The 14,804-nt window shown below is 74.0% G+C and carries 14 protein-coding genes; 5 read left to right on the forward strand and 9 right to left on the reverse strand.

The window, feature by feature from the left end; genetic code table 11:
• Window position 1: 1 nt before the first annotated feature.
• The 5 genes from efeB to D1J63_RS26315 form a co-directional block, all read right to left on the reverse strand.
• Window positions 2-1,276 (reverse strand): iron uptake transporter deferrochelatase/peroxidase subunit, encoded by a 1,275-nt coding sequence (gene efeB / locus D1J63_RS26295; RefSeq protein WP_125632215.1) that lies wholly within the window; start codon window positions 1,274-1,276, stop codon window positions 2-4.
• A gap of 16 nt (window positions 1,277-1,292) precedes the next feature.
• Entirely contained in the window at window positions 1,293-2,447 is a 1,155-nt protein-coding gene (efeO, locus tag D1J63_RS26300) for an iron uptake system protein EfeO (protein ID WP_125632217.1), read from the reverse strand.
• A gap of 222 nt (window positions 2,448-2,669) precedes the next feature.
• Window positions 2,670-3,515: a heme ABC transporter ATP-binding protein gene (locus D1J63_RS26305; protein ID WP_125632219.1), complete on the reverse strand. Its 846-nt coding sequence runs from the start codon at window positions 3,513-3,515 to the stop codon at window positions 2,670-2,672.
• Window positions 3,512-4,603 (reverse strand): iron ABC transporter permease, encoded by a 1,092-nt coding sequence (locus D1J63_RS26310; RefSeq protein WP_125632221.1) that lies wholly within the window; start codon window positions 4,601-4,603, stop codon window positions 3,512-3,514. The genes D1J63_RS26305 and D1J63_RS26310 overlap by 4 nt, the downstream gene beginning before the upstream one ends.
• A complete protein-coding gene (locus D1J63_RS26315) occupies window positions 4,600-5,640 on the reverse strand; it encodes an ABC transporter substrate-binding protein (protein ID WP_125632223.1) in 1,041 nt (346 codons plus the stop codon). The genes D1J63_RS26310 and D1J63_RS26315 overlap by 4 nt, the downstream gene beginning before the upstream one ends.
• 101 nt (window positions 5,641-5,741) lie before the next feature.
• Here D1J63_RS26315 and D1J63_RS26320 point away from each other — a divergent pair, with 101 nt between their 5' ends.
• Genes D1J63_RS26320 through D1J63_RS26335 form a run of 4 tightly spaced genes read left to right on the forward strand, consistent with a single transcriptional unit; the run spans window position 5,742 to window position 10,359 of the window.
• Window positions 5,742-7,175, forward strand: a complete 1,434-nt coding sequence (locus tag D1J63_RS26320; RefSeq protein ID WP_125632225.1) for an HtaA domain-containing protein — start codon at window positions 5,742-5,744, stop codon at window positions 7,173-7,175.
• Between the two features lie 36 nt (window positions 7,176-7,211).
• Window positions 7,212-8,825: an HtaA domain-containing protein gene (locus tag D1J63_RS26325; protein WP_125632227.1), complete on the forward strand. Its 1,614-nt coding sequence runs from the start codon at window positions 7,212-7,214 to the stop codon at window positions 8,823-8,825.
• 41 nt (window positions 8,826-8,866) lie between these two features.
• Complete coding sequence (locus D1J63_RS26330; RefSeq protein ID WP_164712982.1) at window positions 8,867-9,706, forward strand: hypothetical protein; 840 nt, start codon at window positions 8,867-8,869, stop codon at window positions 9,704-9,706.
• Between the two features lie 8 nt (window positions 9,707-9,714).
• Entirely contained in the window at window positions 9,715-10,359 is a 645-nt protein-coding gene (locus D1J63_RS26335) for a PhzF family phenazine biosynthesis protein (protein WP_102930102.1), read from the forward strand.
• Window positions 10,360-10,380: 21 nt separating this feature from the next.
• On the opposite strand, the gene D1J63_RS26340 is transcribed toward D1J63_RS26335, so the two are convergent.
• Window positions 10,381-11,028, reverse strand: a complete 648-nt coding sequence (locus tag D1J63_RS26340) for a biliverdin-producing heme oxygenase (protein ID WP_125632229.1) — start codon at window positions 11,026-11,028, stop codon at window positions 10,381-10,383.
• A gap of 147 nt (window positions 11,029-11,175) precedes the next feature.
• Window positions 11,176-12,033: a type I methionyl aminopeptidase gene (gene map, locus D1J63_RS26345; protein WP_030403983.1), complete on the reverse strand. Its 858-nt coding sequence runs from the start codon at window positions 12,031-12,033 to the stop codon at window positions 11,176-11,178.
• A gap of 57 nt (window positions 12,034-12,090) precedes the next feature.
• On the opposite strand from map, the gene D1J63_RS26350 reads away from it, so the two are divergent.
• Window positions 12,091-12,333 carry a hypothetical protein gene (locus D1J63_RS26350; RefSeq protein WP_164712983.1) on the forward strand — a complete coding sequence of 81 codons (243 nt, stop codon included), beginning with the start codon at window positions 12,091-12,093 and terminating at the stop codon, window positions 12,331-12,333.
• Window positions 12,334-12,368: 35 nt separating this feature from the next.
• Here the strand turns inward: D1J63_RS26350 and D1J63_RS26355 are convergent, their stop codons facing one another.
• Together D1J63_RS26355 and D1J63_RS26360 are read right to left on the reverse strand one after the other, a co-directional pair.
• Entirely contained in the window at window positions 12,369-13,700 is a 1,332-nt protein-coding gene (locus D1J63_RS26355) for an MFS transporter (RefSeq protein WP_125632231.1), read from the reverse strand.
• Window positions 13,701-14,099: 399 nt separating this feature from the next.
• Window positions 14,100-14,714: a hypothetical protein gene (locus D1J63_RS26360; protein WP_125632233.1), complete on the reverse strand. Its 615-nt coding sequence runs from the start codon at window positions 14,712-14,714 to the stop codon at window positions 14,100-14,102.
• Between the last annotated feature and the right edge of the window lie 90 nt (window positions 14,715-14,804).

Raw genomic sequence — 14,804 nt, forward strand, 5'->3', positions numbered from 1 at the left:
GTTACGCCTCCTTGCCGAACAGCGTGCTGCCCCACCAGTCGTCCGCGTCGCGGACGCCGGGCGGCACGGCGAAGACCGCCGAACCCACGTGCTGGATGTACTCGTTGAGCGCGTCCGTCGCCAGGTTGCGCTGGACGCGGATGAAGCCCGTGCGCACGTCGCGCTGGTAGGCGAGGAAGAACAGACCGGCGTCCAGGCGACCCAGGCCGTCGGTGCCGTCGGTGAAGGAGTAGCCGCGGCGCAGCAGCGTCGCCCCGCCGTTGGAGTCGGGGTGGGCGAGCCGGACGTGCGCGTCGGGCTTCATCGCCTTCAGGAACGGCTCGTCGCGCTCCTTCGCCCTGCCGACCGGCGCGCCCTCACCCTTGTCGCGGCCGAACACGTCCTCCTGCTCCTGCAGGGAGGCCCGGTCCCAGGTCTCGATGTGCATGCGGATGCGGCGGGCGACGAGGTACGAACCGCCCGCCATCCAGGCCGGTCCGTCCTTCTCGGCGGCCCAGACGAACTTGTCCAGGCGGTCCTTCTCCGTGCCCGCGATGTTGCGGGTGCCGTCCTTGAAGCCGAGCAGGTTGCGGGGCGTCTGCTGGTCGGGCGTCGTGGACGAGGTCTTGCCGAAGCCGAGCTGCGACCAGCGCACGACGACCTTGCCGAAGCCGATCCGGGCGAGGTTGCGGATCGCGTGCACGGCGACCTGCGGGTCGTCGGCGCAGGCCTGGACGCACAGGTCGCCGCCGCTGCGCGCCTTGTCGAGGTTGTCCCCGGGGAACTTCGGCAGGTCGGCCAGGGCCTCGGGGCGCCGGTCGGCGAGGCCGAACTTCGTGAAGAGGGACGGGCCGAAGCCGATGGTGAGGGTCAGCCGGGACGGCTTGAGGCCCAGCGCCTCGCCGGTGTCGTCCGGCGGGGCCTCGGGCAGGCCGCCGTAGGCGCCCTCGCCCACCGCGTGACCGGCGGTCATCGCGCGGGCCGCCGCCGTCCACTCCTTGAGCAGCGCGACGAACGCGGCCCGGTCCTCGGTCGTCACGTCGAACGCCGCGAAGTGCAGCCGGTCCTGCACCGGCGTGGCGATGCCCGCCTGGTGCGCGCCGTGGAAGGGGACGGCGGAGCCCGCGTCGGCGCCGGCCGGGTCCACGTCGTCGCCGGTGCGGTCCATCGCCACCGCACCGCCGGCCGCCGCGGCGGCGCCGAGCGCGAGGCCCGCGCCGCCCCAGCCGATCAGCGCCCGCCGGGAGGGGGCGGGGGCCCTGCCGGGGTCGGGGGAGGAGGGCTCGGTGTCCGTCATCGTCGTCTCCCCGCGCCTACTTGGTGACCACGGCCGCGGCGAGCTTGGACAGCGGCTCCGCCAGCGCGTTGACCGCGTCCGACAGCTCCTTGCGGTCCGCCTTGCCGACCTTGTCGTAGGAGGTGAACTCGTAGGAGGAGGTGCTCGGACGGTACTGGTCGAGCAGCTTGTTCAGCGCCCCGAACTGGCGGTCCAGTTCGGTCGTCAGCGCCGCGTCGTTCTCCTTCGCGACCGGCTTCAGCAGCTCGTACGACTTCTGCGCGCCCTCGACGTTGGCCTTGAAGTCGACCAGGTCGGTGTGCGAGTAGCGCTCCTCCTCGCCGGTGACCTTGCCGGTGGCGACCTCGTCGAGCAGTTCCTTGGCGCCGTTGGCCATGGAGGTGGGGGTGATGTCCGCCTTGCCGACCCGCTTCTGCCAGTCCTTCAGGTCGGTGACCAGGGTGGCGGCCAGCTCCTTCTCCCGGTCGCCGATCTTCCCGTCCTGCCACAGCGCCTTCTCCAGGCGGTGCCAGCCGGTCCAGTCGGTCGCCGGGTCCTGGCCCTCCTCCAGGCCGTCCTCGCGGACGTCCACCTTCGGGTCGATGTCGCCGAAGGACTCCGCGACCGGCTCCGTGCGCTCCCAGCCGATGCGGGAGGTGGCGTACGCCTTCTTCGCGCCCTCCAGGTCACCGGCCTCGACGGCCTTCGCGAACGCCTCGGCCTTCGGCAGGGTCTCGTCGGCCTGCGCCTGCACGTACTGGCGGTAGGCGGCCACGGCCTTGTCGAGCCGGGGGTCGCGCTCGGCCGCCTTGCCGCCGGTGGCCTTCACGTCCTGGCGGATGCCCTTGCCCTTCATGCCGGGCTTGCAGGCGATCCGGTAGTCGCCGGCCTTCACCTCGGCGGTGACCCGCTGCTTGGTGCCGGGGCCGATGTTCTCCCGCTCGGTGACCACCCGGTCGTCGGGGAAGAGGAGATAGACCTCGGTGACCTTGGAACCCTTGTTCTCTATGGCCAGTTCGACGTGCCCGGCCGGGAACTCCGACTTCGAGACCTCGCACGTGTCGTCCGTCGCCGTCACCGTGATGACGTGCTCGCCGTCCTCGGCACCGCTCTTCTCCGTGCAGCCCGTGACGGCGGCCAGGGCCGCGACGGTGGCGACGGCGGTGACGGCGGAGAGTCTGGCGGCTCGCATGCGGGGCTCCAAGGGATGGCCGAAAAGTGCGCGTGACGGACCTCTGAGGGAAGGTGAGGCTGGCCTAACATACCTAAGGATTTCCTAAGCAAAACCCGTCCGTGCGGTGATCCGAATCTCATGGACGGTGTATGAGCACGGGTCGGTCACGGTGGCTCAATGAGGTGTTCATAGGAAGGTCAAAGGTGTGCCAAGGATGGCCTGCCGGGGGACGGCGGGGCGTCACGGGGTTCGGTGCGGGACGACGAGCAGCGCCCCGGTGCGCGGGTGCGGGAACACCTCCACCGGCTGGTCGTAGACCTCCGACAGCAGCTCCTCGGCGAACACCCGCGCCGGAGGGCCGTCCGCCGCGATCCGGCCGGAGCGCAGGACCGCCACCCGGTCCGCGTACGCCGCCGCCAGCGCGAGGTCGTGCAGGACGACCACCACCGCGTCCCCGGCCCGCGCCCGCTCCCGGCACAGCCGCAGCACGAGTTCCTGGTGCCTGAGGTCCAGGGCCGCCGTCGGCTCGTCGAGCAGCAGGAGGGGAGCGCGCTGGGCCAGGACCCGGGCGAGCGCGACCCGGGCCCGCTCGCCGCCGCTGAGCGCGGAGAACGGGCGCCCGGCGAAGCCGGTCACCTCCGTGCGCGCCATCGCCTCGGCCACGGCCGCGTCGTCCTCGTCCTCCCGGTCGCCGCCCGCCCAGGGCGCCCGGCCCATCCGGACCACCTCCTCCACCGCGAACGGGAAGGACAGCGACGCCGACTGGGGCAGCACGGCCCGGCGCAGGGCGAGTTCGGGCGCCGACCATGCCGTCACCGCTCGGCCGTGGACGCGTACGACGCCCTCGGCGGCCGGGACGTCGGCGGCCAGCGCGCCCAACAGGGTGGACTTGCCCGCCCCGTTGGGGCCGACCAGGGCGAGCACCTCGCCCGCGCGGACCGTCACGTCCACGCCGTCGAGGACCGGCCGGCCGCCCAGGTGCACGCGCACCCGCTCGGCCTCGGCGAGGACGTCGCCGGGCGCGGGCGGGGGCGGCGGCGCCGGACGGGACGACGGTACGAGCCGCGGCAGTCTCGGTTTTCTCATGCCCAGCCTCCCTGCCGGCGCCGGGTGCGGCGCAGCAGCCAGAAGAAGAACGGACTGCCCAGCAGCGCCGTCAGTACCCCGAGCGGCAGCTCGGCCGGCTCCGCGACCGTGCGGGCGGCCAGGTCGGCGGCGAGCAGCACCAGCGCGCCGAGCAGGGCGCTGCCCGGGATCAGGAACCGGTGCCCGGGGCCCGCCGCCATCCGCAGCAGGTGTGGGACGACGAGCCCCACGAAGCCGATGACCCCGGCCACGCTCACCGCCGCCGCGGTCAGCAGCGCGATCACCAGGACGAGGACGATCCGCAGCCGCTCCACGTCCACGCCCAGGTGCCGGGCCGGGCGTTCACCGAGGGCGAGCAGGTCCAGCCGGCGGGCGTACAGCGGGGCGAGCCCGAGGCCCAGGGCCGCGCACGGCAGCACCGCCAGCACCTTCGGCCAGGTCGCCTGGGCGAGCGAGCCCAGCTGCCAGAAGGCGATCTGGTTGACCGCCGCCGTGTCCGCGAAGAACAGGAACAGCCCGATCAGCGCGCCCGCGAAGGCGTTCACCGCGATGCCCGTCAGGATCAGCGTGACGACCTCCGTACGGCCGCCCGAGCGGGACATCGCGTAGACGACCAGGACGGTGACCAGCCCGGAGACGAAGGCGAAAGCGGACACCGTCCAGGTGCCGAGGAAGTTCAGGCCGAACGCGATGGCGGCGACCGCGCCCACCGCCGCACCCGAGGAGACACCGATGACGCCCGGCTCGGCCAGCGGGTTGCCGAACACGCCCTGCATCAGCGCGCCCGCGCAGCCCAGCGAGGCGCCGACGAGCAGCGCGAGCACGATCCTGGGCAAGCGCACGTTCCACAGCACCGACTCGGCCACCCGGTCCAGTTCCGTGCCGCCGAGCCCCGTCCGGTGCAGCAGCGAGCCGAGCACGTCGCCGACCGGGATCGGGTAGGCGCCGGTGCCGGCCGCGACCGGGACGAGGACCAGCAGGCCGGCCGCGAGGGCGGCGGTCAGCAGCCAGGCGGTGGAGCGCCGGGCGCGGGGGGCGATGGGTTCTGTGGGCGCCGAGGTGTCAACCGGCTTGTCCAGTACGGTCACTTGGCGCCGTCCTCGCCGTGGAGCTGCGCCACGACCGACTTCAGCACCTGGTCGGTGCGCGGGCCGTAGTTGAGCAGTACGCCGTCCTCGACGGAGACGATCCGGCGGTCCATCCCGGCCGGGGTCTGGGCGACACCGGGGATCTTCACCAGCCCGTCGACGCCGCCGACGGATTCGAGTCCCTTGCTCATCACCAGGATCGCGTCCGGCGCGGCCTTGACCAGGGCCTCACTGGTGATGGCGGTGAAGTCCTTGCCGAGGCCGGAGGCGGCCCCGGCGTCCACCGCCCCGGCCGCCTCGATCAGCGAACCGGCGCCGGAGTCCTTGCCGCCGATGAGGTAGACGGAGGCCGAGCCGCGCAGGTAGAGGAAGGCGACCCGCGGCTTCTCCCCGTGCGGAACCTCCGCGCGTACGGCCTCGATCCGCTGCTCCGAGCGCCGGGTCAGCTCCTTCCCGGCTGCCGGTACGCCGAGCGCGTCGGCGACCGCCTCGATGCGCGGGCCCACGTCGTCCAGGCCCTTCGCCGCCTCGACGAAGAGCACCGGGACCCCGGCGGCGCGGATCTGGTCCACCGCCTCCCCGGGGCCCGTGGTGGTCTCGGCGAGCACCAGGTCGGGCTTCAGTGACAGCACGCTCTCGGCGGAGACGTCGTGGCCCCGGGTCACCACCGGGAGCCGCGCCGCCTGCTCGAAGGTGGCGGTGACGTCCCGGGCGACGACCCGGTCGCCGAGGCCGAGGGTGAAGACGATCTCGCTGAGGCTGCCGGAGAGGGGGACGACCCGCTCGGCGCCCTTCACCGTGACCTGCTCGCCGTCGGCGGACCGGACGGTCACCGGGAGCCGGGGCTCGGGTTTCCGCGCGAGCGGTTCGACCCGGTTCGCGACGGACCCCTCGGCCGGGGCGGTCGCCGAGTCGGCCCCGGCCCCGGACGCGGCCCCGGAGGCCGCCCGGGAGGAGTCTCCGCATCCCGTCGCGGTCAGGGCGAGGGCGAGCACGGACAGCAGTGCTCCCGCCAGTCGGTTGCGCAAGCGTCGCACGGTTCCGTCCCGTCCTTTCGTCGACTGCCGTATCAGTCAGTTAGAGCTTAGGTTAGCCTTGCCTTACTTCGCTACCGGCCCCCCGATCCGGAGGACTTCGCATGCCCGCCCGCCTTCGCGCCCTGGTCACCGTGGTGTGCGCGGCCGTTCTCGGCGCCCTGCTGTCCGTGACCGCCGCCCACGCCGAGAGCCGGACCGTGCAGGGCGGACGGCTCGACTGGGGCATCAAGTCCTCGTTCCAGAGCTACGTCACCGGGCCCATCGCCAAGGGCAGTTACTCGCTGACCCAGGGGGCGGCGACCGTCGGCGGCAGTACCTTCCGCTTCCACTCGGCGACCGGCACCTACGACCCCGCCACCGGCGCCTTCCGCGCCGCCTTCTCGGGCGGCGTGCACTTCCTCGGCCACCCCACGAGCGGCGGCGGCCACCAGCTCGACCTCACCCTCAGCCGTCCCACCGTGAGCATCTCCGGCTCCACCGGCACGCTCCACGTGGACGTCACCAGCAAGGCGAAGGACACCGGGACGGTCACGACGTCCCGTCAGGTGCCCCTCGCCTCCCTCTCCCTCGGTGGCATCGACATGCGGGGCGGCGGCGGCACCGTCACCCTGAACAACCTCCCCGCCACCCTCACCGCCGAGGGCGCCCGCTCCTTCGCCGGGTACTACACCGCCGGCACCGCGCTCGACCCGGTGAGCCTGTCCGCCGACGTCGAGGCGCCCGCGCCGGGGCAGGAGAGGCAGCCGTCCGGCACCCCCTCGCCGTCCGCCGAGTCGCCGAAGCCCGCGATGACGTCCGGCGGTGCGATCCGGGACGGCGCCGTCGACTGGGGCGTGCGCCGCACCTTCCGCGAGTACGTCACCGGCGACATCGCCGACGGCACGTGGGCCCTGTCCGCGGGCGCCCAGGACGGCGGCGCGCTCTTCCGCTTCCCCGGCGGCGAGGGCACCTACCGGGACGGCCGACTCACCGCCGACTTCGAGGGCGCGGTGCGCTTCACCGGCGCCCACGGCCTCGACCTGACCCTCAGCGGCGTACGGGTCACCGTGAAGGACGGCAGGGGCACGCTGTACGCCGACGTGACGAGCCCGGACGTCAAGGAGAAGAAGGTGCCCCTGGTCACCTTCACCGCCGGCGAACCGAAACCGGCCGACGGCCTGGTGCGGCTCACCGAGGCCCCCGCGAAGCTCACCGCACGCGGCGCCGAGGCCTTCGGCGGCCTGTACCGGGCGGGCACCGACATGGACCCGGTCTCCCTGGCCGTCGCCCTCACCGCCGACGCGGAACTGCCCGCCCTGCCCGACCTCGGCAGCGATCCCACCCCGAGCGTGAGCCCGCAGCCCAGGAAGACCACCACCCCGGACACCTCCGCCGCGCCCGTCGCGAGCACCACCGACGACGGCGGCTTCCCCGCACTTCCCGTCTCCCTCACGGCCGGCGCCCTGCTGCTGGCGGCCGCGGCCCTCGTGGCCGCCGCCCTCCGCAGGCGCCGCGCCCGGCCCGCCGCGTCCCCCTCGGACCCGGACCAGGGCTGACCACTCCCGCCCCCCGACAGCCAGGAGAACCGACCCATGCCCGTCAGACGACGCCGTTCCACCGCACTCGCCGCCGCCGTGGCCACGGCCACCGCCCTCGGCGCGACCGCCCTCGCCGCCCTGGGCGGCGCCACCACCGCCTCCGCGGCCGAAGCCGCGCTCGCCGACTACGAGTTGACCTGGGGCATCAAGCAGTCCTACCGGACGTACGTCGGCATGTTCGGCAGCTTCACCGCCTCCGAGGGCGCCGGCCAGGCCGCGGGCAACGGCGCCTTCACCTTCACCGACGGCACCGGCACCTACGACACCACGGCGCACACCGTCGACCTCGCCTTCCGGGGCAGGCTGGTGAGCGCCTCCGCCGCGCACCACTTCGAGGTCACGCTCACCGACGTGCGCTTCGACAGCGGCGCCGGTGAGATCACCGCCGACGTGACCACGGTCGACACCTCCGGCGCGACGCCCACCAAGAAGGGCGACGACGTGCCGCTCGCCAAGGTCGCCGTGACCCGCACGATGACCGACATGGCGACCACCCTCACCACCGAGGCGGGCGAGTACCTCGGCAGCGACGGCTACGCGGGCGCGGCGGGAGACCCGCTGACGGTGGTCAAGAAGACGCCGCCGACCACGGAACCCACCACCGGTCCCACGACAGGTCCCACGACCGGGCCCAGCGGGGAGCCCACCACCGGGGAGCCGTCCAAGGAGCCGACCACCGACCCGGAACCGACCGGCCCGCAGACCACGCCGGCCACCCGGGAACCGAGCCCCACGGCGAGCACCAGCGCCGCGCCCTCGGCCCCCGCGACCACGGCCCCCGCGACCACCGCCCCCACCAAGGACGAGATCGCCGACGGCACCCTCGGCTGGGGCGTGAAGGAGTCCTTCCGCGCCTACGTCGTCGGCACCGTCGCCAAGGGCCGGGTCACCGTCTCCGGCGGTGCCACCCAGGCCGCCGGGAACGGCGCGTTCACCTTCAAGGACGCCACCGGCACCTACGACACCGACGCCGACAAGCTGACCGCCACCTTCAAGGGCGCCGTCAACTTCAAGGGCCACGAGTCGGGCGGCTCCTACGGCCTCGACCTGACCCTCAGCAACCTCAAGGCCACCCTCGACGGCGGCACCGGCACCCTCCGCGCCGACGTGAACAGCCTCGGCACCCAGACCAAGGGCGTGGTCCTGGCCGACCTCGTGGCGAAGTCCGGCGACCTGAAGGCCGCGCAGGACGTCGTCACCGTCGACGACGTCGCCGCCACGCTCACCGCGGCCGGCGCCAAGGCCTTCGGCGACTTCTACCGGGCGGGCACCGCGCTCGACACCGTCGACCTGTCGGTGGCGCTCAGCGACGACGCCCGACTGCCGGACGGCGGCGGTTCGGACACGTCCGGCGGCACGGGCGGCGGCTCCGGCACGGCGGGCGGCTCCACCGGCGGGGGCACGGGCACCGCCGGAGGCACCGGATCGACCGTCGGCGGCACCGGCACGACCACCGGCGGTTCCCTCGGCGGCGGCAGCCTCGCCTCCACCGGCTCGGACATACCCGGCCCGGCGCTGGGCGCGGCGGCCGGCGTCGCGGTCGTGGTCGGCGCGGGCGCGGTGTACGCGACGCGCAGGCGGCGGGCCCAGGGACAGTCCGCCGAGTAATCCCTTGCGGGCCGGGGCGGCCCAGACCCGATACTGGCCGGATGGAACGGGCGGTGCGGGAAGCGACCGGGGGACCCCTGGTCCTGGACGTGCGGGGCCGCCCCGGCCCACCGCCGTTGCGCTTCGTTCGGGCCCGGGACGGCGGCCCGCCCACGCTCCACCAGGGCGAGGGCCCCCTCACCCGGGCTCGGTGGCACGGCGACGGCTGCTGCCGCGAGCTGCATCTGCGCCGGCTGCCCGGCCACCGCTCCCCGCTGCCGCCCCTGCGCGCCGCGTCGATGCGCGCACCGGACACCGACTGGCGCCACCGCTGCGCCCGGTGGCTGGAGGACACGCCCCACGGGCCGCTGCACGACGGACGCTGGTCGCTCACCGCACGCACGTCGTTCGCCCCCGGCATCTGGACCGAGGACTTCGTACGGGACTGGCCCGACACCGTCCTCGAACTGCTCTGCGGAGGCGGCTGGCACGGCGTTCTGCCCCTGCGCCCGCTCTCCCCGCCCGACGCGCCGCGCGTGAAGGCGTACCGCAAGCACGCCCGGGACGGCACGCTCGCCCCGGTCCTGCTGTGGTGGGTGTCCTTCCTCGACGGGTGGCTGATCCTGGACGGGCACGACCGGGCCGTGGCGGCGCTGGCGGAGGGCGCCGAACCGGCCTGTACGGTGCTGGCCCGGCTGCCGGACGAGGCGGAGTGGCGCCGGACCGCCGACGCGGTCGCCGAGGGCCACGCGGAGCGCCTGTCCCGGCTGTCGGAGCGCCCCGCCGGACCGGGAACCGAACGCCGACGCGCCGCCCTGGAACGCGGGTACGCGGACGCGCTCGCCACCCTTCCGTACGACGAGGCCCCCACCCCGCTCTGGCCGCCCGCGGACGATGCTTGAATGCCCCGGTGACCGACTACGACGTACTGCGGGTCTTCTGCGCGCCGAACGGCGGATACGGCAACGAACTGGGCGTCGTCCGGGACGGATCCGTACTGCCCGAGCCCGAGCGGCGGCAGGAGCTGGCCGCCAAACTCGGCTTCAGCGAGACCGTGTTCGTCGACGACCCCGAGCGCGGCGTCGTCGACATCTACACGCCCACCCTGCGCCTGCCCTTCGCCGGCCACCCCTGCGTCGGCACCGCCTGGCTGCTCGACGTGCCCGAACTCGTCACGCCGGCCGGGGTGGTGGGCGCCCGGCTGGACGGGGAGTTCAGCTGGATCGAGGCCCGGCCCGAGTGGGCCCCGCCGCGCACCCTGCGTCAGTACGCCACCGTCGCCGAGGTCGACGACCTCGCGGTGCCGCCCAAGGGGGAGTGGATCTACGCCTGGGCGTGGGAGGACGAGGCGGCGGGCCGGGTGCGCGCCCGCGCCTTCCCCGGGCGCGACGACGGCATCGACGAGGACGAGGCGACGGGCGCGGCGGCGCTACTGCTGACCGCACGGCTGGGCCGCGCCCTCAACATCACCCAGGGCGTCGGCTCCCAGATCCTCACCGCACCGCAGCCCGAGGGCTGGGTCGAGATCGGCGGGCGGGTGCGCCTGGAGCGGTGACCCGGACGGAGAGCGGGTGACTCAGGCGGACAGCGGGAACTCCTCGCCCAGCGCCCGGAAGACCGCCGTGTTCAGCGCGAAGGCGCGCTTGCACTCGGCGACCACCCGCTGCTTCTCCAGGTCGTCCGCGCGGATGCCGTCCAGCAGGTCGCGGTACTCCCGCTTGAAGGCGGCCGGGTTGGAGATCTCCTCGAAGACGTAGAACCGGACCCCGTCGCCCTTCCTGGCGAAGCCCCAGGTCCGCTCGGCCTTGTCGCGGATGATCTGCCCGCCGGACAGGTCGCCCAGGTAGCGCGTGTAGTGGTGCGCGACGTACCCCGCAGGCCACTCCTCGGCGCACTCGCGCACCCGGGCCGCGTACGCCTCGGTGGCGGGCAGGGCGGTCAGGCCCGCGCGCCAGTCGGCGCCGCGCAGGCGCGCCAGGTCCCGCTCCAGGGAGGCCAGCCGCAGCAGCTCAGGCCGGACGAACGGCCCGGCCACCGGGTCCGACGCCAGCCGTCCGGCGGTGGTCTCCAGGGCTTCGTAGACGAACCACAGCTGCTCGGTGTAGCGCGCGTACGCGTCGACGCCGAGCCGGCCGCCGAGCAGGTCGCTCATGAACGTCGAGGTCTCCGCCTCCACGTGCTGCTCGTGGGAAGCGGTGCGGATGAGCGTCGAGAAGGAGTCCATGAGCATGATTTTCTATGGTTAGGCTTACCTAAGTCAATAGGCTTGCCGACGGGCTGTCGGTAAAAGCGTACCCACCCGGACGCGAAACGGCCCGCCCTCCGGGGAGAGCGGGCCGTCGAACGACGTGCGGACGTGTATCGGTGTCTGTCAGGGCAGCGTCAGGATGTCCGCGCCCGAGTCCGTCACCACCAGCGTGTGCTCGAACTGCGCCGTCCGCCTGCGGTCCTTCGTCACGACCGTCCAGCCGTCGTCCCACATGTCGTACTCGTGGGTCCCCAGCGTCAGCATCGGCTCGATCGTGAAGGTCATCCCGGGCTGCATGACGGTCGTCGCGTGCGGGCTGTCGTAGTGCGGGACGATGAGCCCCGAGTGGAACGACGTGTTGATGCCGTGGCCGGTGAAGTCCCGCACCACCCCGTACCCGAACCGCTTCGCGTACGACTCGATGACCCGGCCGATGATGTTGATCTGCCGGCCCGGCTTGACCGCCTTGATCGCGCGGGCCAGCGACTCCCGGGTCCGCTCGACCAGCAGCCGGCTCTCCTCGTCCACGTCGCCGACCAGGTAGGTCGCGTTGTTGTCGCCGTGCACCCCGCCGATGTACGCCGTCACGTCCAGGTTCACGATGTCGCCGTCGCGCAGCACCGTGGAGTCGGGGATGCCGTGGCAGATGACCTCGTTGACCGAGCTGCACAGGGACTTGGGGTAGCCCCGGTAGCCGAGGGTGGACGGGTAGGCGCCGTGGTCGCACATGTACTCGTGCGCCACCCGGTCCAGTTCGTCCGTCGTCACGCCGGGCGCGATGTGCTTCGCGGCCTCCTCCATCGCCCGCGCCGCGATCCGCCCGGCCACGCGCATCGCCTCGACGGTCTCGGGCGTCTGCACCTCCGGACCGGTGTACGGCGTCGGCGCGGGTTTGCCGACGTACTCGGGCCTGCGGATGTTTCCGGGCACGGAACGGGTGGGGGACAGCTCCCCTGGGACGAGCAGCGACTGGCCAGACATGCAGCGAGTCTAACCAGCACGCATGGGGGAACATGTCGGTGGCGAGAGGAGCTGTCCATGGCCCTGTTCAAGAAGCGCACGGTCGGCAAACCGGGCGAGTGGTACTACTGCCTGGAGCACCAGAAGGTCGAGGAGGGCCCGGACTGCCCGGGCCGGGACCGCTTCGGGCCGTACGCCTCCCGCACGGAGGCCGAGCACGCGATGCAGACGGCCCGCGAGCGCAACCTCGAGTGGGAGAACGACCCCAAGTGGCACGACGCCTCCTCGACGGGGAGCGCCGACGGCGACCGGGACGACTGAGCACGCGCGGAGCCGGTCGGTCACGGGCCGGCCGGTCACCCGCCCGCGGCGTCGGCTGCGCGCCTCTCGCGCAGCCGCACCGCATGCTCGTTCGTCCGCGCGTCGTACGTCATCATCGTCGGCAGGCACAGCGCCAGCAGCCCCACCGCGCCCGCGCACAGCAGCCCGCCCGACCACACCGAGGCCCGCACCCCGGCGAGCGCGGCCGTGCCGCCCGCCCGGACCTGGCCGAGCTGCGGGCCCACCGAGTACGACAGCAGCTCGATCCCGGCGAGCCGGCCGCGCAGCTCGTCGGGGATGGTCTGGTTCCACATCGCGCTGCGGAAGACGCCGCTGACCATGTCGCAGGCCCCGGCGAGGACGAAGCACAGCAGCACCAGCCACACGTTCCCGGCGAAGCCCGCGGCGGCGATCGCCAGGCCCCACCCGGCCGCCGCCAGCACCACCATCCGCCCGTGCCGGTGCACCCGTGAGGTCCAGCCGCTGCTCACGCTCACCAGCAGCGAGCCCGCCGGAATTGCCGCGTACATCAGCCCCAGCGACCACTCGGCGTCCAACTCGTCGGCCAGGAACGGCAGTACCGCGAGCGGCATCGCCAGCAGCATCGCCGCGACGTCGACCGCGTACGTGCCCAGCAGTTCCTTGCGGCTCCACGCGTACCGGGCGCCCTCGGCGATCGCCGCCCACGACGGCCTGCCCGCCTCGTGCGAGGCCGGTGAGGAGGCGAGGCCGGCCACCAGGGCCACGGAGGCGGCGAAGGTGGCCAGGTCCACCGCGTACGCCCAGCCGAGACCCGCGTACGCCACCACCACGCCGGCCAGGGCCGGTCCGGCGATGCCGCCGACCTGCCAGCGCAGCGCGTTCAGTGAGGCGGCGGCGGGCAGGTGCTCGTGGGCCACGATCCGCGGGATCAGCGAGTCCAGGGCCGGGCGCTGGACCGCGCCCAGCGCCGAGGTGAACGCGGCGATCACGTACAGCGGCCACACGGCCGGGCTCGGCAGCAGCGCGTTGACCAGCAGCGCCGCGCACAGCACGCCCTGACCGGCCTCCGTCCACAGGATCAGCTTCCGCTTGTCCCAGGCGTCGGCCAGCGCACCGCCGTACAGCCCGAAGACCACCAGCGGCACCAGCTCCACGGCCCCGATCGCGCCCACCGCCGCCGCCGAACCCGTCAGCTCCTTGATCTGCACCGGGAGCGCGACGAACGTCAGGAAGCTCCCGAAGTTCGTGATCAGCCCGGAGACCCACAGCCGCCGGAAGTCCCGGGACGCCCGCCAGGGAGCAAGGTCGGGCAACAGGGCACGCAGGCCGGCCGGCGGCTCGGCGGGCGTCCCCGCGGGCGCGTCGGTGGGGGAGGTCTCGGTCACGAGGGGCCATCGTCCGGCGGCACACGACCACGGGCAACCGGTTTTCGCGGCGACGGCCACCGGGCGACGACCACCGGTCGGACCACGGCGGCGTGGTCAGCGGCTCGGCCGAGGCAGGTGACCGGCTGTTGCGGTGGCGGGAGGATCAGCGGGACGGCGGCGGTGCCTTGAGGGGCCGGGCGGGGCGGGGCGAGTGGGGCGGCGGAGGCGGGCCGTTTTCCGGCAGGGCCACCCTGACGGCGGTGGTGCCGTCAGGTGGTCGGCCGGGTGGGACGAGCGTCTCCGGAGTCGGCGGCGGGGCGGGAGGGGAGCGGAGGGTGACCGGCTGTTGCGGTGGCGGGAGGGGCCGGGCGGGGCGGGGCGAGTGGGCCGGGGGCGGCGGGCCGTTCTTCGCGGGGGTCACCACCCCGACGGGGGTGGGGCCGTCAGGTGGTCGGCCAGGCGGGAGAGGCGGTCCCGGAAGCGACGGCGGCCCCGGGGCGGCGGCACCGCGTTCTCCCCGGCCGACGCGCTGACCAGGTGCTGCACCGTGTCCAGGTCCAGCTCGGCGCCGTCCGGGACGGTCAGCGTCTCGTGCGCCATCGCCGCCAGCTCCCGCTCGCCCGGCTCCCGGTCGGTGCCCAGCGCCAGCACCGTCGCACCGGCCCGGCGCGCGTCGTGCACCCGCTCCAGGAGCCCGGCGCCGGGATCGTCGGGCGTCACCACCAGCAGCGTCTCCCCGCGCCGGGCCGCCGCCAGCCGCCCCAGGCCGACCGCCAGATGCGCCGGGTCCGAGGGACGCGCGCCGTGCCGGACCAGCGTGGGCGCCAGCTCCGGCGTCCCCGACCAGGCGGCCTCGTCCACCAGGTGCGCCGCCAGGTGCCAGGGCTCGTAACCGGGGGTGCCCACCAGCAGCAGACCGCCCCCGTGCGGCACCACCGACCCGCGCAGCGCCCCCGCGAAGGACCAGGTGGCCCCCAGCCACTCGGTCCCGGCGAGCACTTCCCGCAGCAGCGCGACCCGTACGGCGTCCATGCGGCCGCATCCTGCCGCAGCAGCCTCCGCGCGGTCCGGCGTTCGCCCCGGATTCACCCGGCCGGGGACCGGCTTCCACCCGCCGGGGAC

The sequence above is a fragment of the Streptomyces sp. KPB2 genome, from assembly GCF_003950055.1.
GTDB classification, from domain to species: domain Bacteria; phylum Actinomycetota; class Actinomycetes; order Streptomycetales; family Streptomycetaceae; genus Streptomyces; species Streptomyces salinarius.